General features: G+C 43.2%; 23 protein-coding genes and 1 tRNA gene. 3 read left to right on the plus strand and 21 right to left on the minus strand.

What is annotated here, in order from left to right:
• The first annotated feature begins 425 nt into the window (after window positions 1-425).
• Entirely contained in the window at window positions 426-779 is a 354-nt protein-coding gene (locus tag K5620_RS13150) for an HNH endonuclease (protein WP_016402489.1), read from the plus strand.
• 267 nt (window positions 780-1,046) lie between these two features.
• Here K5620_RS13150 and K5620_RS13155 read toward each other — a convergent pair.
• From K5620_RS13155 to galE, 4 genes are all read right to left on the minus strand, one after another.
• Window positions 1,047-1,122 (minus strand) — tRNA-Arg (locus K5620_RS13155).
• A gap of 122 nt (window positions 1,123-1,244) precedes the next feature.
• On the minus strand, window positions 1,245-2,408 hold the full coding sequence (gene galK / locus K5620_RS13160; RefSeq protein ID WP_016402490.1) for a galactokinase: 1,164 nt from the start codon (window positions 2,406-2,408) through the stop codon (window positions 1,245-1,247).
• Window positions 2,409-2,419: 11 nt separating this feature from the next.
• Window positions 2,420-3,481 carry a UDP-glucose--hexose-1-phosphate uridylyltransferase gene (locus tag K5620_RS13165; protein WP_221077376.1) on the minus strand — a complete coding sequence of 354 codons (1,062 nt, stop codon included), beginning with the start codon at window positions 3,479-3,481 and terminating at the stop codon, window positions 2,420-2,422.
• 57 nt (window positions 3,482-3,538) lie between these two features.
• A complete protein-coding gene (gene galE, locus K5620_RS13170; protein ID WP_016402493.1) occupies window positions 3,539-4,558 on the minus strand; it encodes a UDP-glucose 4-epimerase GalE in 1,020 nt (339 codons plus the stop codon).
• Between the two features lie 616 nt (window positions 4,559-5,174).
• On the opposite strand from galE, the gene K5620_RS13175 reads away from it, so the two are divergent.
• Window positions 5,175-6,956 (plus strand): AMP-dependent synthetase/ligase, encoded by a 1,782-nt coding sequence (locus tag K5620_RS13175; protein ID WP_016402494.1) that lies wholly within the window; start codon window positions 5,175-5,177, stop codon window positions 6,954-6,956.
• Window positions 6,957-6,998: 42 nt separating this feature from the next.
• Here the strand turns inward: K5620_RS13175 and K5620_RS13180 are convergent, their stop codons facing one another.
• The 10 genes from K5620_RS13180 to K5620_RS13225 form a co-directional block, all read right to left on the minus strand.
• Window positions 6,999-7,382 (minus strand): AAA family ATPase, encoded by a 384-nt coding sequence (locus tag K5620_RS13180; RefSeq protein WP_016402495.1) that lies wholly within the window; start codon window positions 7,380-7,382, stop codon window positions 6,999-7,001.
• Entirely contained in the window at window positions 7,383-9,281 is a 1,899-nt protein-coding gene (locus K5620_RS13185; RefSeq protein WP_016402496.1) for a nucleoside-diphosphate sugar epimerase/dehydratase, read from the minus strand.
• A gap of 26 nt (window positions 9,282-9,307) precedes the next feature.
• Window positions 9,308-10,483 (minus strand): DegT/DnrJ/EryC1/StrS family aminotransferase, encoded by a 1,176-nt coding sequence (locus K5620_RS13190; protein ID WP_016402497.1) that lies wholly within the window; start codon window positions 10,481-10,483, stop codon window positions 9,308-9,310.
• A 79-nt stretch (window positions 10,484-10,562) separates the two neighbouring features.
• Window positions 10,563-11,183 (minus strand): acetyltransferase, encoded by a 621-nt coding sequence (locus K5620_RS13195; protein ID WP_016402498.1) that lies wholly within the window; start codon window positions 11,181-11,183, stop codon window positions 10,563-10,565.
• Window positions 11,180-11,791, minus strand: coding sequence for a sugar transferase (locus K5620_RS13200; protein ID WP_016402499.1), 612 nt, complete (start codon window positions 11,789-11,791; stop codon window positions 11,180-11,182). The genes K5620_RS13195 and K5620_RS13200 overlap by 4 nt, the downstream gene beginning before the upstream one ends.
• The gene (locus K5620_RS13205) at window positions 11,792-12,997 is read right to left on the minus strand and encodes a glycosyltransferase family 4 protein (protein ID WP_016402500.1); all 1,206 of its coding nucleotides are present in this window, start codon (window positions 12,995-12,997) and stop codon (window positions 11,792-11,794) included.
• A complete protein-coding gene (locus K5620_RS13210; RefSeq protein WP_016402501.1) occupies window positions 12,998-14,098 on the minus strand; it encodes a glycosyltransferase in 1,101 nt (366 codons plus the stop codon). It lies immediately after the preceding gene.
• On the minus strand, window positions 14,091-15,005 hold the full coding sequence (locus K5620_RS13215; RefSeq protein ID WP_016402502.1) for a glycosyltransferase family 2 protein: 915 nt from the start codon (window positions 15,003-15,005) through the stop codon (window positions 14,091-14,093). Before K5620_RS13215 ends, K5620_RS13210 begins: the two co-directional genes overlap by 8 nt.
• 9 nt (window positions 15,006-15,014) lie before the next feature.
• Window positions 15,015-16,226, minus strand: coding sequence for an O-antigen polymerase (locus K5620_RS13220; protein ID WP_221077377.1), 1,212 nt, complete (start codon window positions 16,224-16,226; stop codon window positions 15,015-15,017).
• Window positions 16,216-17,523 carry a flippase gene (locus K5620_RS13225; RefSeq protein WP_215426435.1) on the minus strand — a complete coding sequence of 436 codons (1,308 nt, stop codon included), beginning with the start codon at window positions 17,521-17,523 and terminating at the stop codon, window positions 16,216-16,218. Before K5620_RS13225 ends, K5620_RS13220 begins: the two co-directional genes overlap by 11 nt.
• A gap of 309 nt (window positions 17,524-17,832) precedes the next feature.
• Between K5620_RS13225 and K5620_RS13230 the strand changes: the two genes are divergently transcribed.
• Window positions 17,833-18,489, plus strand: coding sequence for a glycine zipper family protein (locus K5620_RS13230; RefSeq protein ID WP_016402506.1), 657 nt, complete (start codon window positions 17,833-17,835; stop codon window positions 18,487-18,489).
• A gap of 106 nt (window positions 18,490-18,595) precedes the next feature.
• Here K5620_RS13230 and ppiC read toward each other — a convergent pair whose 3' ends face one another.
• The 7 genes from ppiC to K5620_RS13265 all read right to left on the minus strand — a co-directional run bounded on the left by ppiC (window position 18,596) and on the right by K5620_RS13265 (window position 25,113).
• Window positions 18,596-18,874, minus strand: coding sequence for a peptidylprolyl isomerase PpiC (gene ppiC / locus K5620_RS13235; protein WP_016402507.1), 279 nt, complete (start codon window positions 18,872-18,874; stop codon window positions 18,596-18,598).
• A gap of 109 nt (window positions 18,875-18,983) precedes the next feature.
• Window positions 18,984-20,150, minus strand: coding sequence for a nucleotide sugar dehydrogenase (locus K5620_RS13240; protein WP_016402508.1), 1,167 nt, complete (start codon window positions 20,148-20,150; stop codon window positions 18,984-18,986).
• Between the two features lie 81 nt (window positions 20,151-20,231).
• The gene (gene rfbD / locus K5620_RS13245; RefSeq protein WP_016402509.1) at window positions 20,232-21,107 is read right to left on the minus strand and encodes a dTDP-4-dehydrorhamnose reductase; all 876 of its coding nucleotides are present in this window, start codon (window positions 21,105-21,107) and stop codon (window positions 20,232-20,234) included.
• Window positions 21,104-21,643: a dTDP-4-dehydrorhamnose 3,5-epimerase gene (gene rfbC, locus K5620_RS13250; RefSeq protein WP_221077378.1), complete on the minus strand. Its 540-nt coding sequence runs from the start codon at window positions 21,641-21,643 to the stop codon at window positions 21,104-21,106. Before rfbC ends, rfbD begins: the two co-directional genes overlap by 4 nt.
• 19 nt (window positions 21,644-21,662) lie before the next feature.
• Window positions 21,663-22,577 carry a glucose-1-phosphate thymidylyltransferase RfbA gene (gene rfbA, locus K5620_RS13255; RefSeq protein WP_221077379.1) on the minus strand — a complete coding sequence of 305 codons (915 nt, stop codon included), beginning with the start codon at window positions 22,575-22,577 and terminating at the stop codon, window positions 21,663-21,665.
• Between the two features lie 8 nt (window positions 22,578-22,585).
• Window positions 22,586-23,662 (minus strand): dTDP-glucose 4,6-dehydratase, encoded by a 1,077-nt coding sequence (gene rfbB, locus K5620_RS13260; RefSeq protein WP_016402513.1) that lies wholly within the window; start codon window positions 23,660-23,662, stop codon window positions 22,586-22,588.
• A gap of 758 nt (window positions 23,663-24,420) precedes the next feature.
• The gene (locus K5620_RS13265) at window positions 24,421-25,113 is read right to left on the minus strand and encodes a glycosyltransferase family 2 protein (protein ID WP_016402514.1); all 693 of its coding nucleotides are present in this window, start codon (window positions 25,111-25,113) and stop codon (window positions 24,421-24,423) included.
• Window positions 25,114-25,862 lie beyond the last annotated feature (749 nt).

Genomic DNA, 25,862 nt, shown 5'->3' on the forward strand with positions numbered 1-25,862 from the left:
ACAACACAGATGTTATCACGCAACCCTTTGCTCAACTATGTATAATTCATATACGCTAGGTGAATCGCATAATGCAATGATATCAACCATCTAGCGGGAATCGTTACACCCAACCTCCTCTCAACTCACTCACTGATTATTGCAGTGCCTACCTTTTCACTTTTAGGTGAGATTAAGCCTAATCAAGGAAAGCAGACGTCCCTTACGAATTTGATAGCTAAGGTCATGAATTCCATTGAGCACCAACCGGAGTCGATGGTGGAACACGTAGTGCGAATTAACAGGAGTATTCAACTGACATTAGGGTAGAGGATCGTAGAATGTCAATTTTAAGTTTCAGTCGCCGCTAAAGTAAAAATACGATCAGAAATAGCTACTAGATAAAGGGTAGCGTCGAACCTCCGCCCTTTAAATTGGAGAATAATATGAGAAACGTAAACGGCATAAACTTCGCTTCACAGATCCCTGAAAACGAAAAACTAGTACCTACCATATCTCAAAATCAGCTTTTAGCGCGTTTCATATACGATCCAAAGAATGGCCGGTTTTCACGTTTAGTGCGGGTTGAAGAACCAGACATATTATCAGCATTTTCTGGTGAAGTGTTAGAAGATGGTTACAGCTACATTAGTGTTGCTGGCGGCAAGTATCGCGCAGACGCCTTAGCATACCTTTATATGACGGGGAAAATGCCTAGCGGTGATTTAGTGCACATAAATGGCGACAAAAGCGATGATTCATGGGTTAACTTAGGTGAAAAAGGCTTTTTCGAAGCTTGAAGTCTGAGCGCCTTAGTTATCGACGTTCTCTAGCAAGGCGGGAAGCGATGGCTGATATTATTAATTATATTAAGCGATATCAAAATCAAACGAGCTGACACTGTTAACTTTAGAGCTCCTCTCCTATTAACTAGAGGATGATGTTGAGAAAATTGCCTAAATAAGTCTCCTAATTTATTTGACCGTTATAATCGCAAATTTGGGGGTCTTAGGCTAGTCGCTGCTCGGTAAAAGGCGCACAGCCTTGCTGGCGAGTTTCTTTGTTTGTGGCGTCCCCTACAGGATTCGAACCTGTGTCTAAGACTTAGGAGGTCCTTGTTCTATCCAGCTGAACTAAGGGGACACTAGAGTAAGTCGCACACCTAATTTAGTGTGCGGGTCACCCCTGTCACTCTTCAACATTTAGCATAACTGGAAACAAAAAAGCCTCGAACAAGTCGAGGCTTTTGCATGAACACTTAGAAGTTAAATAGCACCAGCTCCAGGCATTGCCTTACACACATAAATGCTTTCTTTTAGCCCTGTTAATGCTTGGTATTTCTGCTCAACCGCTTGGCACACACCATCCACTAAAGCAGGTGGCATCAAGGCCACAATGCAACCTCCAAAACCACCACCGGTCATGCGAACGCCGCCTTCTGCGCCAATCACTTGCTTAACAATGTCTACAAGACCGTCTACTTCCGGCACCGTAATTTCGAAATCATCACGCATAGAAGCATGAGACTGTTCCATTAGCACACTCAGTTTTGCCATATCGTTGGCTTTTAACGCTTCCGATGCAGCCAATGTACGGGCATTTTCGGTAATTACATGACGCGCACGTTTCGCCACAATAGGATCGAGGCTCGCAGAGTTCTCTGCAAACATCGCTTCACTAACATCACGTAAAGAACTTACCCCTAAACCTTTAGCAGCAGCTTCACATTGCTCACGACGAGTATTGTATTCACTATCTACCAAACCACGTTTTTTATTGCTGTTAATAATAACAACCGCCATATCTTCTGGCATGGCTACCGCTTTGGTTTCTAATGAACGACAATCGATAAGCAAGGCGTGGTTTGCTTCACCTTCGGCTGAAATAAGTTGGTCCATAATGCCGCAGTTACAACCTACAAAGTTGTTTTCAGCTTCTTGTCCAATTAAGGCAAGTTGCTGTTGCGACACATCCAGTTCGTATAGCGTTTTAAACGTTTGACCAATAACCACTTCTAACGCGGCCGAAGAGCTTAAGCCCGCACCTTGTGGCACATTACCACTCACCGCAATATCGGCACCTGAAAAAGTGAAACCTTTGTTCAGCAATACTGAAATAACCCCACGAATGTAGTTAACCCACATTAGGTCTTGGTCAAATACCAAAGGTTGGCTTATATCAAACTCGTTAACTTGATTGCCGTAATCTACTGATACCACCCGCACAATACTGTCTGTACGTGGAGACGCAGCCACTACTGCTTGGTAATCAATAGCGCAAGGTAATACAAAACCATCGTTATAATCGGTATGTTCACCGATGAGGTTTACCCGCCCAGGTGCTTGTATCAGCTTTGCAGGTGCTTGCCCGGTCATTTCAGTAAAGGCACTAGCAACCTTATCAATGAGTTGTTGTTGGTGATCTGTCATTATCGGCTCCTTTACTGATCTTGTTCTTTGTAATGTACGTCACTTAGGTCACGAAGCTTTGCAGCCGCTTGTTCGGCGGTTAAGTCACGCTGGCTTTCTGCAAGCATTTCGTAGCCCACCATAAACTTGCGCACACTGGCGCTACGTAATAGCGGTGGGTAGAACAAAGCATGTAATTGCCAATGCTCTGTAGAAGTGTCCCCTTCCTTAAAGAAAGGCGCATAGTGCCACCCCATTGAGTAAGGGAATGAACACTTAAACAGATTGTCATAGCGACTAGTCAACTTTTTAATGGCAAGAGACAAGTCATCACGTTGCTCATTAGATAGTTCGCTCATTCGGCGAATATACGCTTTAGGCAGTAGCATCGTTTCAAACGGCCATGCAGCCCAATAAGGTACTACAGCCAGCCAATGCTCGGTTTCAACAACCGTTCGTACACCATCAGCTTGTTCTTTTGCTGCATAGTCAACTAAAAGGTTACTGCCGTGTTGCTGGTAATACTCTCGTAAATGCTTGTCTTTACGCTCAATCTCATTAGGTAAAAAGCTGTTGGCCCAAATTTGGCCGTGAGGATGAGGCTGAGAACAGCCCATGGTTTCACCTTTATTCTCAAAAGCCTGAACCCAAAGGTAGTCTTTACCAAGTTCTTCGATTTGTTCATTCCAAGTGTCGATAACACCTCGAATAGCGGGTACCGAAAGCTCGGGTAAGGTTTTGCTATGGTCGGGAGAAAAACAAATCACTCGACTTAAACCACGAGCTTCCATACTGGTAAACAAGGGATCGGCTGACTTAGGCACGTCGGGTGAATCCGTCATCAATGCCGCGAAGTCATTTCCAAATACGTAAGTCCCCTTATAATCTGGATTTACATCGCCAGAAATTCGGGTATTACCTGCACACAAAAAACAGCCTTCGTCGTAGCTAGGAAGCTCAGCAGTAGACGGGGTTTCATCTTGGCCGCTCCACGGGCGCTTAGCACGATGCGGAGAAACTAAGATCCACTGTCCAGTTAACGGGTTGTACCGACGGTGCGGATGCTCTGTTGGGTCGAATTGAGTGTCTAACATGAGATTTTCTTACTCCATAAAAAGCACCCACAAAAGTGCTTTCTGTTTTCTAAACTTTTACTGGTCGTAACCTTTAGGGTTATTTGACTGCCAATTCCAAGTATCAGCGGTCATGTCATCAATGCTGCGAGTGGCTTTCCAGCCTAAAACTTTTTCCGCTTTATCGGTGGCGGCCCAGCATTCAGCAATGTCGCCATTACGGCGCGGGCAAATTTGGTAAGCGATATCTTTACCGCAAGCTGCGCTGAATGCTTTTACCATTTCAAGCACAGAGCTACCTTTACCGGTTCCGAGGTTGAAGATATGTAAACCGGCTTGCTCACCAATTTTGGTTAAGGCTGCAACGTGACCATCAGCTAAATCCATAACGTGAATGTAGTCACGAACGCCAGTGCCATCAGGGGTTGGATAATCATCACCAAATACTGACAAACTCTCTCGGCGTCCTACAGCAACTTGCGCAATAAACGGCATTAAGTTATTTGGAATACCTTGAGGGTCTTCACCCATTAAGCCACTAGGATGAGCGCCAACAGGATTAAAGTAGCGCAGTAAGGTAACGCTTAAATCTGGCGCTGCGAGCTGAATATCGCGGAAGCACTCTTCCACCATAAACTTACTTCGACCGTAAGGGTTAGTCACATCACCGGTTGGAGTATCTTCGTTGATTGGCATAACACTTGGCTCGCCGTACACCGTAGCCGAAGAGCTAAATACAATGCTTTTTACACCCGCTTTACGCATCACATCTATTAGTACTAATGAACCTGTCACGTTATTGTCGTAGTACTCATAAGGCTTCTCAACTGACTCACCCACTGCTTTTAAGCCAGCAAAATGAATGACAGAGTCGATATTGTGTTCGCTAAAGATCTTTTCTAGTACCGCGCGGTCTCGCACGTCACCTTGGTAGAAAGCAGGTTGTTGTTTGGTTAAGGTTTCGATTCGTGCAAGTACTTCACGCTTACTGTTACATAGGTTATCTAGAATAATGGGGGTTAAACCAGCATTAATCAGTTGTACACAAGTATGGCTGCCAATGTAGCCCATACCGCCTGTAACCAAGACCTTATTCATCACGTTCTCCAAAATCTGTACAGCTTATGCTGCACCCAGTTCTACAAAAAACTGCTTTAACAGCTTCGAATAAGTATATTGAAGCACGAAAGGGTAAACGTTTCCACTTTTAAATATAAAGTAATTTAATTATTGGCAATTTTTGCGATTTAGCACAAAATAAACAGCCTCACATCGTCTTACAAGCACCAACAAACATAGCCTTGGGTAAACAACAGTAGCGTCGCCAAAACAGCTTATCAGCGCTGTCACTTAGCCACTTCAGCAATCTTTTAATATGTTTCTTTGTGGGTAATAGCTCTCACCAAGGGAAACTATTACCCTCACCAACTTATTGCAACACATCAAAGACAACGTTTACCTAACTATCAGGATAGCAGTAAATGACATAATTCGATTATGTTTCCTTTAGATATGAGCAGCCCCAAGTTTTTGTATAAAACTTGGCCATATAGCCAATTTGTCATATTGATATGCGGTAATTGCCCACAATTTCACTATAAAACCCAAATAATATTTCGGTTCTGTTTAGCTTACACTTGTTCGCTCAAATAAAACTACCTAGAATAGCCCCCTAATTATGGCTATTCGCCCTCATCCTCATAAAGGTAATTACATGCAGCACATCGTTAACTTGCTTAGCCAACAAGCTCAGCAACAGTTAGATCAGGTTGCGCTAAAAATTTGGCGCAACCAAGCTTGGCAGTGTTTTACATGGAAGGATTTCTCGCAGCAATGGACGCAAGTAGCAAAAGGCTTAATTAAACTAGGCCATGAAGAACAACAAGGCGTGGCAATTATGTCACCCAACATGCCTGAATGGACTATCACCGATTTAGGCATTTTAGCGGCGCGCGGTTGTGTAGTGCCGATTTACCCAACCAACACGCTAGAGCAAAGCCAATACATATTAGAGGATGCGGGCTGCAAAATATTATTTGTGGGCCAACAAGAGCAAATAGAGATAGGTTTAAAGCTGTTAAATGCAGGACAAATTGAAACACTTATTTGTTTTGAAGAAAGTCCGCTCACTCAACAAGAAAACGTATTGAGCTGGCAACAGTTACTTGATTTAGGTGGAGCAGACGAAGCGCAAACGCTGTTATTGCGCCAACAAAACCAACAAATGAGTGACCTTGCGACACTTATATACACCTCTGGCACTACTGGTGAACCCAAAGGTGTAATGCTTGATCACGCTAACTTTGCAGCAGCTTTTGCCATGCATGACCAGCGCCTAGACGTAAGCTCTAACGATGTATCACTAAGCTTTTTACCGCTAAGCCACGTATTTGAGCGAGCTTGGACTTATTACATCCTATATCGTGGTGCGAGCAATATTTACCTAGAGGATCCAGCTCAAATTCAAGAAGCATTGCCACGTAGCCAAGCAACCTTAATGTGCAGTGTTCCGCGCCTCTATGAAAAAATCCACGCTGCCATTTTGCAGAAAGTTGCCGCGGCCCCAAAAACTAAACAAGTGCTATTCAATTGGGCCTTAAGCGTGGCGCAACAACGATTGGCTGCAAAGCAAAATAACCTAACACCTAGCCTGCTGCTAAAGGTACGCTATGTGCTTGCCAACAAACTTGTGCTAAAGAAACTTCGCGCAATATTTGGCCCAGCTCGGTTACTGCCCTGCTCGGGGGCTAAATTGGCAGACGACATTAACAGCTTTTTTCAAAGCCTTGATATCCCCATTAACTATGGCTACGGCATGACTGAGTCTACCGCTACGGTATCTTGTTACAGCCAAACTAAAAAAACCATCGGCAGCATTGGTCAGCCTTTAGAAGCGCTACAAGTAAAAATCTCTGAGCAAGGAGAGATTTTAATTAAAGGTGACACCGTAATGCGTGGTTACTTTAATAAACCACAAGCCACTGCCGACACCATAGTAGATGGTTGGCTACATACCGGAGATGCAGGAAAGCTAGATGCGGAAGGTAACCTAGTGTTAACCGAACGAATTAAAGAGCTTATGAAAACTTCTGGAGGGAAATACATTGCCCCCCAGCGAGTAGAAGGCGCTTTGATTCGCGAACCTTTATTTGAACAAGTTGCCATTATTGCCGACGCACGCCATTTTGTTTCGGCCTTAATTGTTCCAGCTTTTGAAGCCCTAGAGCTACACGCTAAACAACTAGGTATTAAATGGCAGCATCGAAACGAACTGCTTGAGAATGCAGAAATCAAAAACCTTATTCAAGCTAGACTGAAGCAAGTACAAACCAACCTGGCTAGGTTTGAGCAAGTAAAACAGTTTACCCTACTGCCACGCGAATTCTGCATGAAACAAGGTGAGCTAACACCGACTTTAAAACTGCGACGAGCAGTGATTGAGAGCCGCTTTGCTGAGCAAATAAGCGCAATGTACGCAGAGCCGAAAACAGCTTAATGCTTCAAATAAAAAAGGCGCTGTTAGCGCCTTTTTTATTTCCTAATCTTCCCAGTTATCGCGCATCTTTTTTATCACCGAATCACTTACATCATGAATATTGGGAAAACAGCCGTTACAACATTTTACTTCTAATACAGCTTTATACTTAAGCGCTAAGTCGCGATAAGCTTGCATCTCCCACTGTTTGACAAAAGTATTCGCCACCACCACATTTTTGCCCAAGGCTAATTGCTGCTCGGTTTGTTGCTGGCACCATTGATGGGCCAGCCAAATATCTTCGGCGCGATAATTATATGTGCCTTGTTTATCGACAAAGTACATATCTGCTTCTAGATGAACAGCGTCTAAAGTGGCGGCTAAGGTAGACTTGCCGCTACCCGGTAAACCTCGGATTAAGGTAAGCGTTAGCGGCGGGCTGTTCAACTACGAAACAGCCTTAAGCTGTGGCTTATCTTGTTCTTGGCAATAGGCCAAAGGTGCTTGTTTTAATAATGCAATTACCGCTTGCTCGTCCATGGCTTCACACGCTTGGTTTAGCTCATCAAACAAAGCCATCAACTCTGCCCAAGGCATAAAGCTCTCGTTGGCTGTAAGAATACGTGGGTGGTCGGTTGGTCGCTCATCATCGCCCACCAGCAACTCTTCATACAGCTTCTCGCCAGGGCGCAATCCGGTATATTTAAGCTCAATATCACCGTCAGGATTGGCTTCATCCCTTACTTCTAAACCAGAAAGGTGAACCATGCGTTTAGCAAGCTCAGCAATTTTCACTGGTTCGCCCATATCCAATACAAAAACCTCGCCGCCCTTAGCCATTGATCCTGCCTGAATTACCAACTGAGCAGCTTCTGGAATTGTCATAAAGTAGCGAATAATGTCTGGGTGAGTAATGGTTAAGTCTTCACCTTTACGAATTTGTTCTTTAAACAGAGGAATAACCGAACCAGACGAGCCCAATACATTGCCAAAACGCACCATGCTAATGGTAGTTTCCGACTGGTGTTCAGCTAAGCTCTGCATCACTAGCTCTGCCAAACGTTTGGTTGCTCCCATTACATTGGTTGGTCTAACCGCTTTGTCGGTTGATACCAATACAAAGGTGCTTACCTTTGCTTTAATTGCGGCTTGGGCGATATTGTAAGAACCAAACACATTGTTACATACACCTTCAACCACGTTTTGTTCAACTAAGGGCACATGTTTATAAGCAGCAGCGTGATACACCGTATCTACATTATTGGCCTGCATCATGGCACTTAATCGTGGTAAATGCTGAACTGAAATCATCAATGGCACCAGTTCAACGTTAAGTGCTAAGGCTTCACATCGCTTTATTAGTTCACGTTCAATTTCATATAAAGCCACTTCTGAGCGCTCAACAAGCAACAAACGCTTGGGCCTATACTGGATGATTTGACGACAAAGCTCAGAACCAATAGAGCCACCAGCACCACTTACCAGCACGGTTTTATGGCGAATAGAACTGTCCATTAAATGAGAATCAGGGCTTACTGCTTCGCGCCCCAATAAATCTTCAATTTCTACCTCTTTGATTTGGTCAACTTTAGCTTCACCGGTCACCAAATCATTTAAACGAGGAACCGTGAGAACTTCGGTATTTAAATCAGCAAGGGAAGTAAGAATTTCGGAACGACGCTTTTTACCGGCGTTTGGAATAGCCAATAGAACCTTGCTGACATGGAAGCGATGAATCAACATTGGTAATTGTTGAGGAGGATAAACGGTTAAACCGTGAATCAAGGAATGACGCAATTCTTTCTTATCATCAATAAATGCTACCGCCTGAAAATCATCACCTTGACCAATAGCTTGTAATAACTGGCGACCACTGTCTCCAGCACCAAAAATAATTACATTTTGTTTAGTACTGTTTTCTATCCACACAAATAAGTAACGAATAGCAAAGCGCACTCCGCCACACATAATTATGCCAAAAGCTAAATAAATGAACGGGGCTGTACGAGGAATCACCGCTTGTAAGTAAAATGAGGTGACAATCATTAAAAGGGTGGCACTGGCAAAACTAAACAAGATTGCTTGTAAGTTCTTCTCATTGATATAACGAAGCACCGCCCGATAAAGGCCAAAATACCAAAAGCCCACCAGCGTTGTGACAATTACCGAGCCAAAAGTTATCCAGGTTGGCGTGTCAAAAAAGTAATGGTGGCTCTCAAAGCGTACCCAAAGTGCGCCCCAAAAAGCTAAACTTAAAAAGACTATGTCGAGCGAAAAAATCAGCGCAACTTTTTGTCGACGGCTTGGCCGCTCGAATAAACTCATCAAATTAAATTGCGGTAACATCTAAATTCCTTTTTAGACAAATCCAGTCAAACAGCTATCTCTGAAGATATACGGCTTAAGCAATCTTCAACAAGGTTGCATAAATACTGCATATCCTGCGTAGTAATGGTTGGGTGAACCATGAACATAATGGCTGTATCACTTAAGTGTTTAGCATTAGTTAATGGTCGTTGCGGCCTCACATCTAAGCCGTCAAACGACTTCTCTAAATACACTTCTCCGCAGCTACCTTGCATACAAGGCACTCCTGCTGCATTTAGTGCGTCAATTAATTGATCGCGACTTACTGTTTGTTGATTGCTATCAACAAACACATAAAACTTATAAAACGCATGTTGAATATGCTTGGGAGGCTGAGGAATTTTAATAAATGAAAATTCAGCTAGGCATTTAGCCAGCTGCAACGCATTAGCTTGACGCTGCTTTTGCCAATCGGCCATGCGAGTCAATTGAATGCGACCAATAGCAGCTTGCATCTCAGTCATCCGCCAATTGCTACCAATACTCTCGTGTAGCCAACGAAATCCTGGCGGGTGCGCTTTATTAAACACGGTATCGTAAGACTTACCATGGTCTTTATACGACCACATTTTTTCCCACAAATTCTTATCATTGGTGGTGACCATGCCACCTTCACCACCCGTGGTCATAATCTTATCTTGGCAAAATGACCAAGCAGCTACATCACCTAATCCACCCACTGGCTTACCGCGATAAAGAGCACCGTGGGCTTGCGCGCAATCTTCAATCACATACAAATCATGTTGTTTTGCAAGCTGATTGATTGTGTCCATCTCACAGGGCCAACCTGCAAGGTGCACACAAATAATGGCTTTAGTTGCTTTGCTAAGAACTGCATTTATGCTTTCTGCGGTGATATTTTGACTGGCTAAATCAACATCGGCAAAAACAGGTTTAGCGCCAACATTTACAATCGCGCTGGCCGAGGCAATAAAGGTTCGCGAGGTAACTATCACCTCATCGCCTGAGGTAACGCCTAAAGCACGCAGGGCTAGCTCTAACGCTAAGGTGCCATTTGCTACAGCGACTGCGTGGTTGGTTTCAGCCCAAGCAGCAAACTCTTTCTCAAAGGTTTTGCCTTGGGTACCAGTCCAATAGTTAACTTTATTTGATAGCAGTACATCACTTACAGCTTGAGCTTCCTGCTCTGTAAAGCTTGGCCAAGAAGGTAAATCTCGCATTTTTACTTTTTTTAGTCCTTTAAAACACCTTCCCTATATTGCTGTAAAACTACTCAATCTACAACTTTAGTAGTGTGAATTAAGGTGTTTTAGCTGGGTTACCGAACACTTTTTCAGCAGACTTCACATCTTTTACCACTACCGCGCCAGCCCCTACCAACACTCGCTCCTTAATGATAATTCCCTGAATAACGCAGCTGCCAATTCCTAACATACTTTCGTCTCCCACACTCACCTCTCCGGCGAGATGAACACCTGGGCAAACATGTACACAATCACCTAACTGAACATCGTGATCAACTGAGCTATTATGATTTATAATATTACCGATACCTAAACTAACCCCTACGCTTATTGTTGAATTAGCCATTACCACACTCCCCTCACCAAGTCGCGCCGAGGCACACACATGGGCTTTAGGGTGAATCAGTATCGGTAGTTTAAGGCCTAACCGTTGAAGCTGCTGTAAACGGCTCAAGCGTGTGGAATTATTGCCAATAGCAACGTGCACATCGTAATCGGTATTAGTGGTGAAAAAGCTGAGCATCTCTGCCCAACCGCCAATCACTTGGCAACCTTCGGCTTCGTCAAGCTCTTGCCAGCGCTCATCAAACAAACAAATAGTTTGATAACCCAACTGCTTAGCTAACTCCACAACAACTTTGGCGTGTCCTCCGGCTCCATAAATAGCTAATTTCATGATTCACTGTTCCCAGTAAATTTGCTCATAGTTGCCTCGCCTTCTGCGCTCACACCGTCTTTCACAAACACCTTTTTCACGGTAAGTATCAGTATTTTGATATCCAATATAAGGGAGCGGTTATTAACGTACCAAACGTCCAGCTCAAATTTCTCCTGCCAGCTTAATGCATTACGGCCATTAATTTGCGCCCAACCGGTTATCCCAGGTTTAACATCATGCCGCTTTGCCTGTTCAGGCGAGTACAGGGGCAAATACTCCATAAGCAATGGACGTGGCCCCACAAAGCTCATTTCACCTTTTACAATATTCCACAATTCTGGCAGTTCATCGGCGCTACTTGCTCGAAGAGCGCGGCCAAATGAGCCTAGTCGTTCTGCGTCGGAGAGTAAGTTACCTTGAGCATCTTTATCGTCGCGCATGCTGCGAAACTTAATCATATTAAACGCTTTACCGTGTAAACCAGGGCGCAGCTGAGTGAAAAAAATGGGCTTGCCAAGCTTTGATGCTACCTGCCAGCAGAGCAACAAAAATAACGGAGACAATAACACCAACAAAATTGCCGCAGCGATCCGTTCAAAAAAGTAAAACACCTTGTCCTTAAACAACTAACTCTCTCCATCCATGTATTGCAAGATTTGTTGATTAACCAAACGAACGTCATAACGCTGCTCTGCTAGCTGACGGCTTTCAGCGGCTTGTTGAGTAAGCAGCTCAGGTTGCTCGAAATAACGTTTTAGAGCCTCAACTAATGAATCTACACTTTGTGGCTGCACTAAGTAACCATTCAACCCTTCGGTCACGGTTTCCCTGCAGCCTGGCGCATCAGTGGTGACAATTGCCCGACCACAACTCATTGCTTCCAAAACCGTTCGAGGCGTACCCTCACGGTAAGATGGCAGAACATAAACATGGCATTGAGCAATTAATCCTGCCACATCCTCTATTCGGCCGTGATACTTAACAGTACCTTCTTCAACCCAAGTATCTAAATCGGTTTGAGCAATCGCGCTCGGGTTATCATCAATCCAACCAGCCAAATGAAAAACACATTGGTAACCTTGCTGTTTAAGCTTTTGGGCAGCAGCGGCGTATTCTTCAACACCTTTATCTTTAAGCAGCCGAGCAATTAACAAAAAGTGTATTTGGGGCTGCTGGCGATCTAAAGCGGGTAAACTTAGCAGTGGGAAACGCGCTAAATTAACCCCAGAGCCGTTAATTAGCTTGGTTTTTTGCTTTGGAACTAAGCTCTTATCAACAAACAGCTTACGGTCATTTGGGTTTTGAAAAAACACCCCGTTTGAGCAGGCTAAGCCTGATTTATACAAAAGACTAACGAGGGAATGCAGCACTTTTTGTTTAATTGTATTCTGCTGAGTAAATACGTAACCCAAGCCGGTAATCATCGAGTAAATACTTTTTACACCAGCGAAGCGAGCAGCAAGCGCTCCATAGATGACCGGCTTAATGGTATAAGCAAGCGTTTGCTGAGGTTTTAGTCTGCGAATTAAACGAAATAGCGACCACACACTGGCAGCATCTTTTATTGGATTTAAACCAGTACGCTGCAAGGTATAAACATGCGGGGTAATGCCCAATTCAAGCAGGGCTTTTTTCTGCTCTAGAGAAAAGTCTGGCGCTGCAATATGTACTTCTTTCCCCTGTTGCTGCATCGCTTTAAGCAAATCACCACGAAAGCTTAAAATGGAATCAGCAAAGCTGGCGATTACCAATACCCTACTTGAATTCAGTTTACTGCTCTTGCTGCTCTTGCTGCTCTTGCTGCTCTTGCTGCTCTTGCTTTTCTTGGCCATCTAAGTATTCGACTCCCCTTGCTTTGCCCCGGCGACATCCCGCAGAACATTAGCTAACGTAACTTGCTGAACCTGCAAAGAATAATACTCCTCCACCGCCTTACGGCCGTTATTAGCATACCCTTCTCGCTTATCTTTGGACTCAAGCAAGGCGACCAATGCCTCTTGCCAAGACTCGGGAGTATCAGCCAATAAACCACTATTACTTTCAAGAACAATTTTTTCATTAACGCCTACAGGACTACCAACTACTGATACGCCACAAGCCATATATTGAATCAACTTATAACCACATTTTCCTTTTTCCCATGGACCATCTTTAAGCGGCATAATGCCGATATCTAGATTCTGAATAAATGGAACTTCACCGGCTTCGCTCCAAGGAAAAATTTCTATGTTAGTGTTTGGCAGATTCGAAATGGCGTCCTCTGTCGCTCCCATTAAATGCAAACGAACAGAGTACTTTTGCGCAAGCCAAGCTAGCTGCTCTGCAATATCATATAAGTAGACTTGAGTGGTGGGACTGCCTATCCAACCTATTACTAAAGACTGTTCTTCATTCTGTGCTTTAGTGTGATAACGCTGTAAATCTGGAACGGTAGGGATAATTGAAACCGCCCGCGCACCTGAAGATTTTGCATAATCAGCTAAGTGTTGATTACCAGCACTAACGTGGGAAGATAACTGCATGACTTTGCTGATTTTATGTTTAAGTAAAACTCTTACCAACCAATGTTTCGAAAGCTGATAGTGGGAATAGATAGCATCGTCATAATCAACAACATAAGGAATACGAAACAGTTTGAACAAACGCTCTATCAGCGCCGGACAGAAAGGAAACACCTCCTTTTCTATCCACACTAAATCGTAGCGAGCAGCACTAAACAATACTTTTAACCGTAACAAATAGCGGTTTAAAAAGCCTGTTCTTTTACCGGTGGCATATAGCTTATTCAGATAAGCGTTATCGTATAAGCTGTTTACCTCAACATTAATGCCTTGGCCCTCTAAGTAAGGAAGGTATTGTAGCGTTCTTAATCGCGAACTAGCACCTTGAGAAGAATACTTAGTTAACGCTAGCACCTTAATTATTTTACTCACTAGCTTGCCCAACTCCCCAAAGTATTAGTTTTTTATACGCAGTGAAGGTCTCTTTTATACTCTGAATATCGCCACGCATTAAAGCTTTTAACGACCGAACGATAGGTTCTAAGGCCAGCGACGTAAAAGCAACAAAACTCGCTTGAGCGTAACCAAAATGTTTATAAGCATATTGCAAGCGACTGCGTAATGAATAAAACAAGCGGCTTGCTTTTACTTGATCGGAGGTTCCACCTCCTAAGTGATAGGCACTAACATCTGATAGAAAATAACTTGAATACCCATTTTTCAGTGCTCTATAAGCAAAGTCAACTTCTTCATAATAAACAAAAAATCGCTCATCAAAACCTGACAAATCAGCAAACAGTTTCGCTCTCACGAAGTAAAATGCACCGATAACTTGGTCAACTTTTTGGTTACTTAAGTGGTCCCACTCCCTCATGGCCTGACCTAGCTTTGGCCAAGGCCTATCTAAGCCTAAAGAGTGAAAAAACAAGCCTAAAGGAGAGGCAGTTCTCGAGCAGCTTCTAGCAACCTGATTATGCTCATCCATTAATTTGACCCCACAAATGCCAACGTTTTGATTACTGGAGTGCTGCATAAAATCGACAACCCCGTTAAGCGTATCTTCGTATAACGCCGCATCGGGATTTAGAAAAAGTAGATATTCAGCACTGCTTTGCGCAGCCCCTAAATTACAAGCCCTGGCAAAGCCTTTATTGGCAGTGAGTTGTTGTAAGTCTACTTCAGGGTAATCAGCTAAAAAGCGCAATGAGTCATCACTAGAGTGATTATCAACAACCACGATTTTTCCGAGATGTTCGCCTCCAAACCTGATGATCGACTCAACACACTTTTCTAATAATTCTCTAGAGTTCCAATTTACGATAACGATATCTACAGCCAAAACCAGTCCTTAGTTCGCGCTTTTTTTAGTCAAGATAAGTGGCATAGCAAGCAATGCAAAAACAATGAGCCAAGAGGTAAGTAAGGATAAATACTGATCTTGAAACCATTGAATAAACAAAGCGTACACGCTAATTGAGTACGCAAGAATATACCCATAGCCTCCGCGTATTGCACCTTTGTATAAAACGGTATGAAAAACACCGAATACAAATTGTGAAATGAGTATGTAACTTAAGCCAAAGTCCAAATAATACGGATAAAAAACCGTATACACATTAGTTGCATGTGGAATGTATACGTAGTCTTTCACCAACTTAACTGGGTTCCATTCAAAACCTAACTTGGCTAACACAGCGTAAAACGTTCTAAATGTATTTGAACCGTAAGCTAAATCGGGCTGGGTGCTCAAAACAACATCTATTGCCGATACGCCACCGAGCAGATAAACATAAAGCGCTGAAAGAGCCCCACCCGACCCTTCACCAACTTTCCCCATAATGGTTCCAATTAAAAAAAAGAAAACAAATATGAGGAAAAAACCACTAGCAAAAGCTTTTAAGCCAAATTTTTCGGGTTTAATAAACGAGAAGATAAACAGAAGAGTAATAACTAAAAGAAAAAAGTAAGTTCGTCCGGTACTCATTAGTACATAGAACAGCGCAACAGGAAGTATCAGCAAAAACCACTGTTTTCCTCGCTTGTTGCCAATATCTAAAGCAACAAGAAACAAAGCCGACAAAGCCACTAAGCTTAAATATCCCATCCAACCAAAACTGCCACCAAAGGCTTCGTTATTTAAGCCAAGCCGAAGGTTCATCATAAATGAATCGGTGGTGCCATGGGCGGCAATAGACCGAGCTCGATTAAACATTAATGGCGAAACCAAGGCTGCCATAACAAAGTAGCCAATATAAAATCGCCTAAAATACGGAACGTCATAACGACTCACAATGTCTTCGGAATTTCGGTGCTGAAACAAATAAGCAACAAGAATTGCGCCGCCGGTAAAGCAAGCTAAAGAAAACAACACTACCGAGAGAACATGAGGTCCAGCAGGAAACAAACCATGCGGCACAAAGGTATGTAGCACTAAAATAGACGCCCACATAACTGAGTGAATAATGGCAGGGTGTCGAAAGTCTTTAAATACAACACTATTAAACACCACAAAGGAGCAGGCAATGACACACGCAATGACCGACAGTAAGCTAGGAAACATCTAAAGCATCTTCCGAATTAGCATTATACTGTTTTGCCAAACTCAATGTTGCTAAAGACAACAGGCTTGTATCAAGAAGCACCCTAATTACCCAAGCAATAGCTGCCCCTACGATGCCCCACTGGCCAATAGAAAAATAGAGTAAAGCGACAAAAATCGGCAGCTCAATACAGTGCGCTAACGCAGTAATTTTAGTTTTACCGTTAGCGTGTAACCAAGCATATAACATTGCTCCTATCGCATTAAGGTAAACACCCACACACATAATTTGGCCTACCAGAATTGAGCTATCATCAACAAACTGCCCCACCCATAGTCTTAATAGATAAGGCATTAGCCAAAACAACAAGCCACACACAAAGGCCATACCGATAATTACGATGATTAACCAACGCTTAAAAACAGCGCTAGCTTGCAGCCTATCAGCCGTAAGCAGCCGACTAATGGTAGGAAAAGCAACTGAACTAATCGCTCCAACCACCACTAAAGATTGAACTGACACCTCATAAGGAATCACATAAAGCGTGACCGCTGAAGCCGACAACAAAATGCTTATAAAGAAGCGATCTACCTGAACCAGGAACGGCCCAATAATACTACTTAAAGTGACCCAACCGGAAAACGTAAAGAGTTCTCGTACTAGACTAAGCTCAAAAACAAATACCCGCAGCAAGTTAGCTTCATCCATTTGTTTATTAGCAAAAGCCCGATAAACAAAAAAAGCGGCAAGCCGAGAAACGACCAAGCTAGCAATAAGCAAGCTTAGGTTCTGACTATACATAGAAACAATAAAAGGTAGGCCGAAATTTGCAGCGCCAAGCAGCATGCGAAGAACACTAATTCCCTTAAAGTTTAGATAAGCCTCGTTAACCCCCTTATAGGTGGCACTTAACGCTTGCAACGGAATAGCTAATGCAAGTAAAGCAATTGACCATGTAAGTTCTTCATTAGTGACATCTTCGCGTGGAATGTACTCTTGTAAGCCAGCTGCTAAAAAAACAACTACAGCAAACAGAGAAATCACACTAAAAATAGAGGTTAAAGTGAGAGCGGTAGATACCAAAGGAGAAATACATTGGTGCTGATTAGCACCAATGTAGCTTGCTACTTTTTGCGTGACTGCCCTTCCAATCCCTAAATCTAAAATACTGGCATAGCCAATAGCAGCCCAAGCAAGGGCTATAAACCCAAAGCGCTCTAGGCCAATACTTTCAATTAAATTTGGTATGGAGATCGCGGCGACGAGTAGCGGGAACAGCAACCCAAGCATGTTCCAAAGAATATGAGTAACTTTCACGCCATTACCCATGTTGTTACATATCTAATAACCAATCCTTAGCTTTCTTCAGTATCCATACTGAATGTACTCATTAACAAACAAAACAAAAACTTAATGATTTCGCAGCACAAATGTACCACTGAACTCGGTTTAGCCCAATATTATGTTTCGGTTATTGCCTAAAAAATACCAAATCGTGAGCTAACATCAATTGAGTAAATTAACAGCTTTTCACTTACGCATAGTTTACTATTTAGAAAAGAGATCCCTAGTTACCACTGCGACAAACGCCTGGATAATCGAACGCTATTACACCAAGGACGTAAAATGGCTAAAAGCTTACTAAAACAAATTATTCCGAACAAAAAGCTATTACTCAAGCTTGCTTCAGCGAGCTTTCTATCCATTAGCCTTTTTAACACTAGTGGCTGCGCAAATACCGCAGAAGGCGCTGGAACAGGTGCTTTAGCAGGCGCTGCTGGCGGCTTAGTATCGGGATTAATCTGGGGCGGCGATCCTTTGGAATCGGCAGCGAGAGGCGCAGCGGTAGGTGCAGCATCAGGCGCTGCAGTAGGGGCAGTACAAGATGCTAAACAAAGCTCTGCAAAGGAAGCACCACAACAAACTACTGAAAACAGCACCAATCAACTACCAAGCAAAGAACAGCTTGTTGTCGCTATTGGCGAACCAGCTGTTGATGGCATAGTTGCATTGGCTAAGTGTGATTACTCTAGCGCGTTAAGTAAAGCTAAGTTATCCAAAGCTGCCAGTGAGCTTCATTACCAAGAGGCGGGTGTATGGTTAGAAGCATTAATCTACGCCGAAACGGGAGATGTTGAAAAACTGAACGCCAGCTATGCCGAAATTATCAAGCTGGACAAACAAGTGAGCAATGTACTTGAAGCTCAAACTGAGCTGTCAGAAAGCTTAACTAAACTAAAACAGATTAGAGTTGAACACAACCTGCCAGAAAGCTGCTCGTAGTTTCAACAGGTACTTTAACAAGCTGAAAAAATAGCTCTAAAAAGAATAACGATGAAGCTAGCTCTTAAAGTCTAACGCTAACTATAAACAAGAAAGCAGTCGAAGATTAAGTTCGATAAAGCACTTTAACCACATGCCAACCGTGCTTAGTTTTTACTAGGTGCGGCACAAGTATTTCGCCACTAAAGCATACCTTGTCAAACTGCGGCACCATTTGTCCGCGCCGAAACTCACCTAAATCACCGCCCCGTTTTCCAGAGGGACATTTAGAATGCTTTTTGGCTAAGGTTTGAAACTTCGCGCCTTTTTTAAGCTGAGCCATAATGTCCTCAGCTTGTTCCTTATGCTTAACCAAAACATGAAGCGCTGCTGCGGTTCTTGCCATAATTACTCCGAAAAAAGATTATAATCTACGTCACCCGCAGTTGAGTCAAACTAGAACAAAAAAGCCAAGGCTAATACCCTGGCTCAAGCTTCAGAAAAAATCAGTAGACTCAATCACTACCAAACAGATCGCGAGTATACACTTTATCAGCGATATCTTTGATCTCGTCAACCATTCGATTTGCGATAATTACGTCACACTCTTGTTTAAACGTTTCAAGGTCACGATAAACCTTAGAATGGAAAAACTCTTCTTCTTCCATCACTGGTTCGTAGATCACCACCTCAATACCTTTAGCCTTTATCCGCTTCATTATTCCCTGAATACTCGAAGCTCTGAAGTTGTCCGAGCCCGACTTCATGATTAAGCGATACACCCCCACTCGTTTAGGGTTACGCTTTACTATTGATTCAGCAATAAAGTCTTTACGAGTAGTATTTGCATCTACAATGGCACCGATAATATTGTTGGGTACGTCTTTATAATTTGCCAACAACTGTTTGGTATCTTTAGGCAGACAGTAGCCACCATAACCAAAAGAAGGGTTGTTATAGTGATTACCAATGCGTGGATCTAAGCCTACGCCTTCAATAATATGGCGGCTGTCTAAACCATGGGTTTCGGCGTACGTATCTAACTCGTTAAAATAGGCCACTCGCAGCGCTAAGTAGGTGTTAGCAAACAGTTTTATTGCTTCTGCCTCGGTAGAGTCTGTTAGCAGTACGTCGATGTTTTCTTTTACGGCACCCTCTACCAACAAATCGGCAAATACTTGCGCACGTTCAGACTCTTCACCCACCACTATCCGTGAAGGATGTAAGTTATCATGCAAGGCTCGACCTTCACGTAAAAACTCTGGCGAGAAAATAATGCAATCTACGCAGAGTTTTTCACGTACAGATTTAGTGTATCCGACCGGCACGGTTGATTTAATCACCATCACCGCTTGTGGGTTTATTTCTAACACATCTCTAATTACCGCTTCTACAGACTTAGTATTAAAATAATTAGTCTCTGGATCGTAATCGGTAGGGGTAGAAATAATTACATAATCTGCATCGGCATAAGCCTGCTGCTTATCGAGCGTAGCGGTAAAGTTAAGCGTTTTGTTGGCTAAAAAATCTTCAATCTCAACATCAGCAATCGGCGAACGCTTGTTGTTAAGCATGGCTACTTTTTCAGGGACAATATCCACAGCAACCACTTCATGATGCTGTGCTATCAACAAAGAGTTGGACAGGCCTACATAACCTGTACCAGCTACTGCTATTTTCATTAACTCTTCTCTACAAAAGTGGGCATAATAATGTTAGCTATGAATCGTGACACTTTACAGCTTAAAACGTTTATCATCCAATTAAAGCTTGGCTACGACGCGAGATAAGGCCCTGCGCCAGTCACTAGCACCCACTCCCCAAGCATCAAACATACTGCCGCAATCCATCACCGAATATGCTGGGCGTGGCGCAGGCAGCGGATAGTCTTCGGTCTTAATGGCATTTAGCTTCGCCGCGTTGGCCAACTTGCCTTGGGCTAGCCCTTCGGCCAAAATCGCCCGAGTAAACCCATGCCAAGAGGTGGGTAAATCGCCACAATGGTGATAACTGCCCCAGGCAGTTTTACCGCCCTTTATTTGCGCACAACAATGTAAAATAGCGGCGGCTAAATCCCCTGCATAAGTGGGGCAACCATATTGGTCGGCAATCACGCCAAGCGCTTCTCGCTCGCCACCTAAACGCAGCATGGTTTTCACAAAGTTATTGCCATACTCAGAGAATACCCAAGCAGTACGTATAATAATGTGCTCCGCAAGCGCATTGCGCACCGCTTCCTCACCCTGCCACTTGGTCTCACCATAGACCCCTAAAGGCTTGGCTGGATGAGTAGGTAAATACGGGGTGGAGGCAGTGCCATCAAACACATAATCTGTCGAAACATGGATAGTGGGAATGCCAACCTCCCTCGCCGCGTTTGCTAAGTATTCAGGTCCCTTTGCGTTAATCGCAGTGGCCAATTCAATTTCAGTTTGCGCTTTATCAACTGCAGTATGCGCTGCGGCATTGACAATAATATCTGGCTGGGCATTCCCCACGAATTCGCTAACGGCCTGCTCATTGGTAACATCAAGCTCTTGATAGTCGGTAGCGATAATACTAAAAACATCACTATTTGCGGCTAAGTCTTGTAAGCAGGAGCCTAATTGACCGTTTGCGCCAGTTAGCATTATTTTCATCGCGCGAATAACTCCTTTAAGGCTAAGCCTTGCTTATCTTTGTCTGAGAGCTGCACATCCTTAAGTGGCCACACAATGCCCACTTCACTGTCATCCCAGGCTAAGCAGCCTTCGTCACTGGGGTCGTAGTAATCGGTACACTTGTACTCAAAATCGGCCACCTCACTGGTCACCACAAAACCATGGGCTAAGCCTGGCGGGACCCAAAACTGGCGTTTATTCTCTTCACTGAGCGTCACCCCTGCCCAACGGCCAAAGGTAGGTGAATCAGGGCGAATATCCACTGCAACATCAAACACGCTGCCGCGTACCACTCGCACCAACTTGCCTTGCGGTTTGGTTTTTTGAAAATGTAAGCCGCGCAATACCCCAAGACCAGAGCGAGAGTGATTATCTTGCACAAAGTCTAGGTCAATATTTAGTAACGCTTTATAACGCTCAGCTTGAAAGGTCTCTAAAAAAAAGCCACGCTCATCGCCAAACACATTAGGTTCGATGATTTTAACATCACTGATACTCGTCTCTATTACGTTCACTCTGCATTCCTTAATCCTATTACTGGTTTAGCGCCGCGCTCTGCTCGTCTAAAAGCCGTTTTAAGTACTGCCCATAGCCTGTCTTTTTCAGAGCATAGGCTTGAGCTTGCAGTACTTCTTCGCTCAACCACCCTTGGTGAAAAGCAATTTCTTCTAAGCAGGCGACTTTTAAGCCTTGGCGATGCTCGATAGTTTGCACGTATTGCCCGGCCTCTAACAGCGAATCATGAGTGCCGGTATCTAACCAGGCAAAGCCGCGCCCAAGCAGCTCAACATTCAGCATCCCCTTTTCAAGATACGCCATGTTCACATCGGTAATTTCTAGCTCCCCACGCGCGGAAGGTTGGATAGATTTAGCAATCTCAACTACCTGATTATCATAAAAATAGAGGCCGGTAACGGCATAATTGGACTTAGGCTGTAGTGGCTTTTCTTCAATACTTAAGGCCTTACCTTGTCCATCAAACTCCACCACCCCAAAACGTTCAGGGTCGGTGACGTGATAACCAAATACGGTCGCGCCAGAAGCCTTACTCGTGGCATTTAGCAACTTTTCACTAAAGTGCTGGCCATAAAAAATGTTGTCGCCTAAAATCAGCGCCACATTATCATCGCCAACAAATTGCTCACCAATAATAAACGCTTGTGCTAAACCATCAGGGCTAGACTGCTCAGCATAGCCCAATGTTATACCAAATCGGCTACCGTCACCGAGCAACTTTTGGTAATTAGGCAAGTCTTCTGGAGTAGAGATAATTAATATCTCTCTTATCCCTGAGAGCATCAGTACCGATAGCGGATAAAAAATCATCGGCTTGTCGTAAATCGGCAATAATTGCTTGGAAGTCCCCATGGTGATGGGGTGTAAGCGGGTGCCGCTACCACCGGCTAAGACAATCCCTTTATAGCGTTTAGCATTCTTCGCTGCTTGCATGTTAACTCCTAGCCTAAGCGCTCTAATTGGTAATCACCGTTAAGCACCGCTTGCCACCATGGCTGATGAGACAAATACCACTCTACTGTTTTGCGAATGCCCGTATCAAAGCTCTCTTCAGGTGTCCACCCTAGTTCATTGGCAATTTTCGAGGCATCTATCGCGTAGCGTGCATCATGACCGGGGCGGTCTTTAACAAAGGTAATCAAATCTTCAAATTGACAGAGCCCTGCCGCCGTGAGTCTGGCTTTAGCCTCACTAGGTGCGAGTTCTTCTAACAAGCTGCAAATAGTCCGTACAACGTCAATATTGGTTTTCTCATTATGGCCACCAATGTTGTAGGTCTCACCTATTTCACCCGTAGTTACTACCATATATAAAGCACGTGCGTGATCTTCTACAAATAGCCAATCGCGAATTTGCAAACCATCACCGTATACCGGCAAGGCTTTGGCCTCTAATGCATTTAAAATCACATGCGGGATAAGCTTTTCAGGGAAATGATAAGGCCCATAATTATTTGAGCAATTTGTAATAACCACTGGCAAACCATAAGTTCTATGCCAGGCGCGAACTAAATGATCACTGGAAGCTTTAGAGGCGGAATAGGGAGAGCTAGGTGCATAAGGAGTAGTTTCTAAGAACAAATCTTCTGTGCCTTCCAAATCCCCATACACTTCATCGGTGGAGATATGGTGGAAACGGAAGTTATCCTTATCCTCGCCTTCTAAGCCACCCCAAAACTCACGAGCGGCCTCCAGCAGGTTGTAAGTGCCCACGATATTGGTTTGAATAAACTCACCAGGGCCATCAATTGAGCGGTCTACGTGGCTCTCTGCGGCTAAGTGCATCACCGCCGTTGGCTTAAATTCAGCGAACGCTTTGGCCATCGCTGTTTTATCGCAGATACTGGCCTGCAAAAATTGATAACGCGGATTAGATGAAACTTTATCTAAAGAGGCTACATTACCGGCATAGGTCAGCACATCAACATTTAGTACGCCATCGTTAGTATTGTCGATAATATGGCGCACTACGGCGCTGCCTATAAAACCGGCGCCGCCGGTGACTAAAATCTTATTCATTTAAAAGGTCACTTAACATTGAAAATAAAGAACTATTTGGAAAGTACTGCATAGTAGCAAATCATAAGCATTTTGAATCCCTATTTTTAAGCGAAATCTATCCGTTCTCAAAAAACTCTACATAAGAGCACTAAATAGTTACTGGTGATTTTGAACTCTCTCTTCGTCCATTTAGAATGGTTTAATCAATTTTTGTTCAAGCAGCTCAAGCTTGAACAAAAATAGTGCGCGTAGAGCTTTCAATTGACGGGGTCATAATACCGAGGTTTTACAAACGCTCTTGTGTCATAGTTAAAGAAATATACCCGCGGATAGAGCAGATGGCGCTTTAGAGTTATCAGGAAATCCAGCGCTAGCGGCGAATGCGCCCCCTCCCGGAATAAAAAATATAGGATACTGGGATGATGGCCACCTACGAACCGTCGCTATGGACGATCCTAAGCATGTTAAACTGAGCCAGCGTATGACTGATTTGGGCTACTATCTACGTTAGCTATCCGGTACAGCAATGTACCGATTATCTCAGTTGCTTAGCGATAAGTTAAGCTTACACCGCTAGCACACTCAAGTAGAAGAAGCCATAGTAGGGTGAAGGCTTTAAACCAGATTTAGCGGGCTAGATATGTCTACACATCACATAGCAGCATAATACACTGCAAACTTGAGGTTACTGCTTTCACTGCACTGCACTGCACTGCACTGCACTGCAGTGAATTGATAAACAAGGACCTTTTGTAGTCCTCTTAAGAATATACTTTCTAGTAATTCAGCAATCGAAACAATACTTGTGTACCAAGAAATATCCGATGTCTAATTTTGACTATTAAAGAATTAGTTGATTTTTGTGACGTTGGGGAAGCGTTACTAGAATGCCTTCTATAGTATATTAATTTTTCATCTGTAAACTTTACGTTAAACTTAACAGAAGATACAAGACCTATCCACCAATCGTGCATCGGAATGTTTTTAGGGAAAGGTAAAACACAATCTAAAATTTTTCTATCGAATGCCATACAGCAACCAAGGAATGAGTTTTTATATAGGTTAGAAAAGACACCCACTCTAAGTCCATTGCTCTCATAAAAGCTATCAGAAATAATTCTAAGCTTATCATCAACAATGTAACAATCCGAAACTACTAGGTTGTATATCTCTAGCTTTGACAAAGTCAACTTTACTTTATCTGGAAGCCATACATCATCTTGATCAGAAAGAAAGATATATTCACCTGACGCTTGACTTAACACAAAATCAAAATTACTCTGCAAGCCTGCTTTGGGGCCATGAAGTAATTTCACCCTAGAATCATTTCTAACAAACGATTCTATTATATTTGTAGTTTCATCGGTTGACCCATCATCTGATATTAACAGCTCGTCTTCAAATGTAATCTGCTCTAAAATGCTTACAATTTGTTCTTCAATATACTTCTCGCCATTAAAACTAGTCATACATACACTAATCACAATACCCTACCAATCTTTATAACTAAAAATATAAACTATCATTATCCTAGGTAAGTTCAATGGAAAAATCTAGTACCTAACGTGTCCGCCTTAGACAAACTTAAGGATTGCTAATAGTCCATTCAATACCAATATTGAATTGAACGTATATTGCTCCCCAAAAAGCAATCCAATTTTTCAGAGATAAAGCCATTGGTTTTTTATAGTGCCCAACCGAGTTATCTTTTTAGTATCTTACTTCTGATTCCAGCCTTATAAAAGTTTTTACTTCGACAGAGGTTAATCAATTCATTACAGACTTCACCCAATAGATAAAATTACCATGCATATGCTTAGGGCTAAATATATCCATTACTCTGGCGATTGCGTCAGCTGAAAGAATACCATCGATAAGCTAGCCGAACATTTGTAAGAATTATAGACAGCCATAACCAAATTCGCAGCGCCTCGCAAGGCCTGACTGTAAATAATCCACACATTCTAACCGAAATTATACCTGAACAATTTGGGTTAGCTTTGCCTTTCGGAAGAAAACCTTTGAAGGATGGGAAGTACATAAATGGAATAGTTAGTATTAGAATTGTGTTCCGCACATAAGGCATAGGGCATGAGATAGCACTCAAAGCTATATAAAAGCCGAATAAACATTCACTTTCTACTAGTGAGCTTGCGGTTCTGAAAACTAATGCGCTAACATTCCGCCAATCATAACACTAAACAGATTGTACCTATTT

Source organism: Agarivorans albus, assembly GCF_019670105.1.
Lineage (GTDB): Bacteria > Pseudomonadota > Gammaproteobacteria > Enterobacterales > Celerinatantimonadaceae > Agarivorans > Agarivorans albus.

Coding starts and splice junctions, on each gene's coding strand:
- K5620_RS13150 (WP_016402489.1), top strand. CDS start 426: ATGAGAAACGTAAACGGCATAAACTTCGCTTCACAGATCCCTGAAAAC.
- galK (WP_016402490.1), bottom strand. CDS start 2,408: ATGACAGATCACCAACAACAACTCATTGATAAGGTTGCTAGTGCCTTT.
- K5620_RS13165 (WP_221077376.1), bottom strand. CDS start 3,481: ATGTTAGACACTCAATTCGACCCAACAGAGCATCCGCACCGTCGGTAC.
- galE (WP_016402493.1), bottom strand. CDS start 4,558: ATGAATAAGGTCTTGGTTACAGGCGGTATGGGCTACATTGGCAGCCAT.
- K5620_RS13175 (WP_016402494.1), top strand. CDS start 5,175: ATGCAGCACATCGTTAACTTGCTTAGCCAACAAGCTCAGCAACAGTTA.
- K5620_RS13185 (WP_016402496.1), bottom strand. CDS start 9,281: ATGTTACCGCAATTTAATTTGATGAGTTTATTCGAGCGGCCAAGCCGT.
- K5620_RS13190 (WP_016402497.1), bottom strand. CDS start 10,483: ATGCGAGATTTACCTTCTTGGCCAAGCTTTACAGAGCAGGAAGCTCAA.
- K5620_RS13195 (WP_016402498.1), bottom strand. CDS start 11,183: ATGAAATTAGCTATTTATGGAGCCGGAGGACACGCCAAAGTTGTTGTG.
- K5620_RS13205 (WP_016402500.1), bottom strand. CDS start 12,997: ATGGCCAAGAAAAGCAAGAGCAGCAAGAGCAGCAAGAGCAGCAAGAGC.
- K5620_RS13220 (WP_221077377.1), bottom strand. CDS start 16,226: ATGTTTCCTAGCTTACTGTCGGTCATTGCGTGTGTCATTGCCTGCTCC.
- K5620_RS13230 (WP_016402506.1), top strand. CDS start 17,833: ATGGCTAAAAGCTTACTAAAACAAATTATTCCGAACAAAAAGCTATTA.
- ppiC (WP_016402507.1), bottom strand. CDS start 18,874: ATGGCAAGAACCGCAGCAGCGCTTCATGTTTTGGTTAAGCATAAGGAA.
- K5620_RS13240 (WP_016402508.1), bottom strand. CDS start 20,150: ATGAAAATAGCAGTAGCTGGTACAGGTTATGTAGGCCTGTCCAACTCT.
- rfbD (WP_016402509.1), bottom strand. CDS start 21,107: ATGAAAATAATGCTAACTGGCGCAAACGGTCAATTAGGCTCCTGCTTA.
- rfbA (WP_221077379.1), bottom strand. CDS start 22,577: ATGCAAGCAGCGAAGAATGCTAAACGCTATAAAGGGATTGTCTTAGCC.
- rfbB (WP_016402513.1), bottom strand. CDS start 23,662: ATGAATAAGATTTTAGTCACCGGCGGCGCCGGTTTTATAGGCAGCGCC.
- K5620_RS13265 (WP_016402514.1), bottom strand. CDS start 25,113: ATGACTAGTTTTAATGGCGAGAAGTATATTGAAGAACAAATTGTAAGC.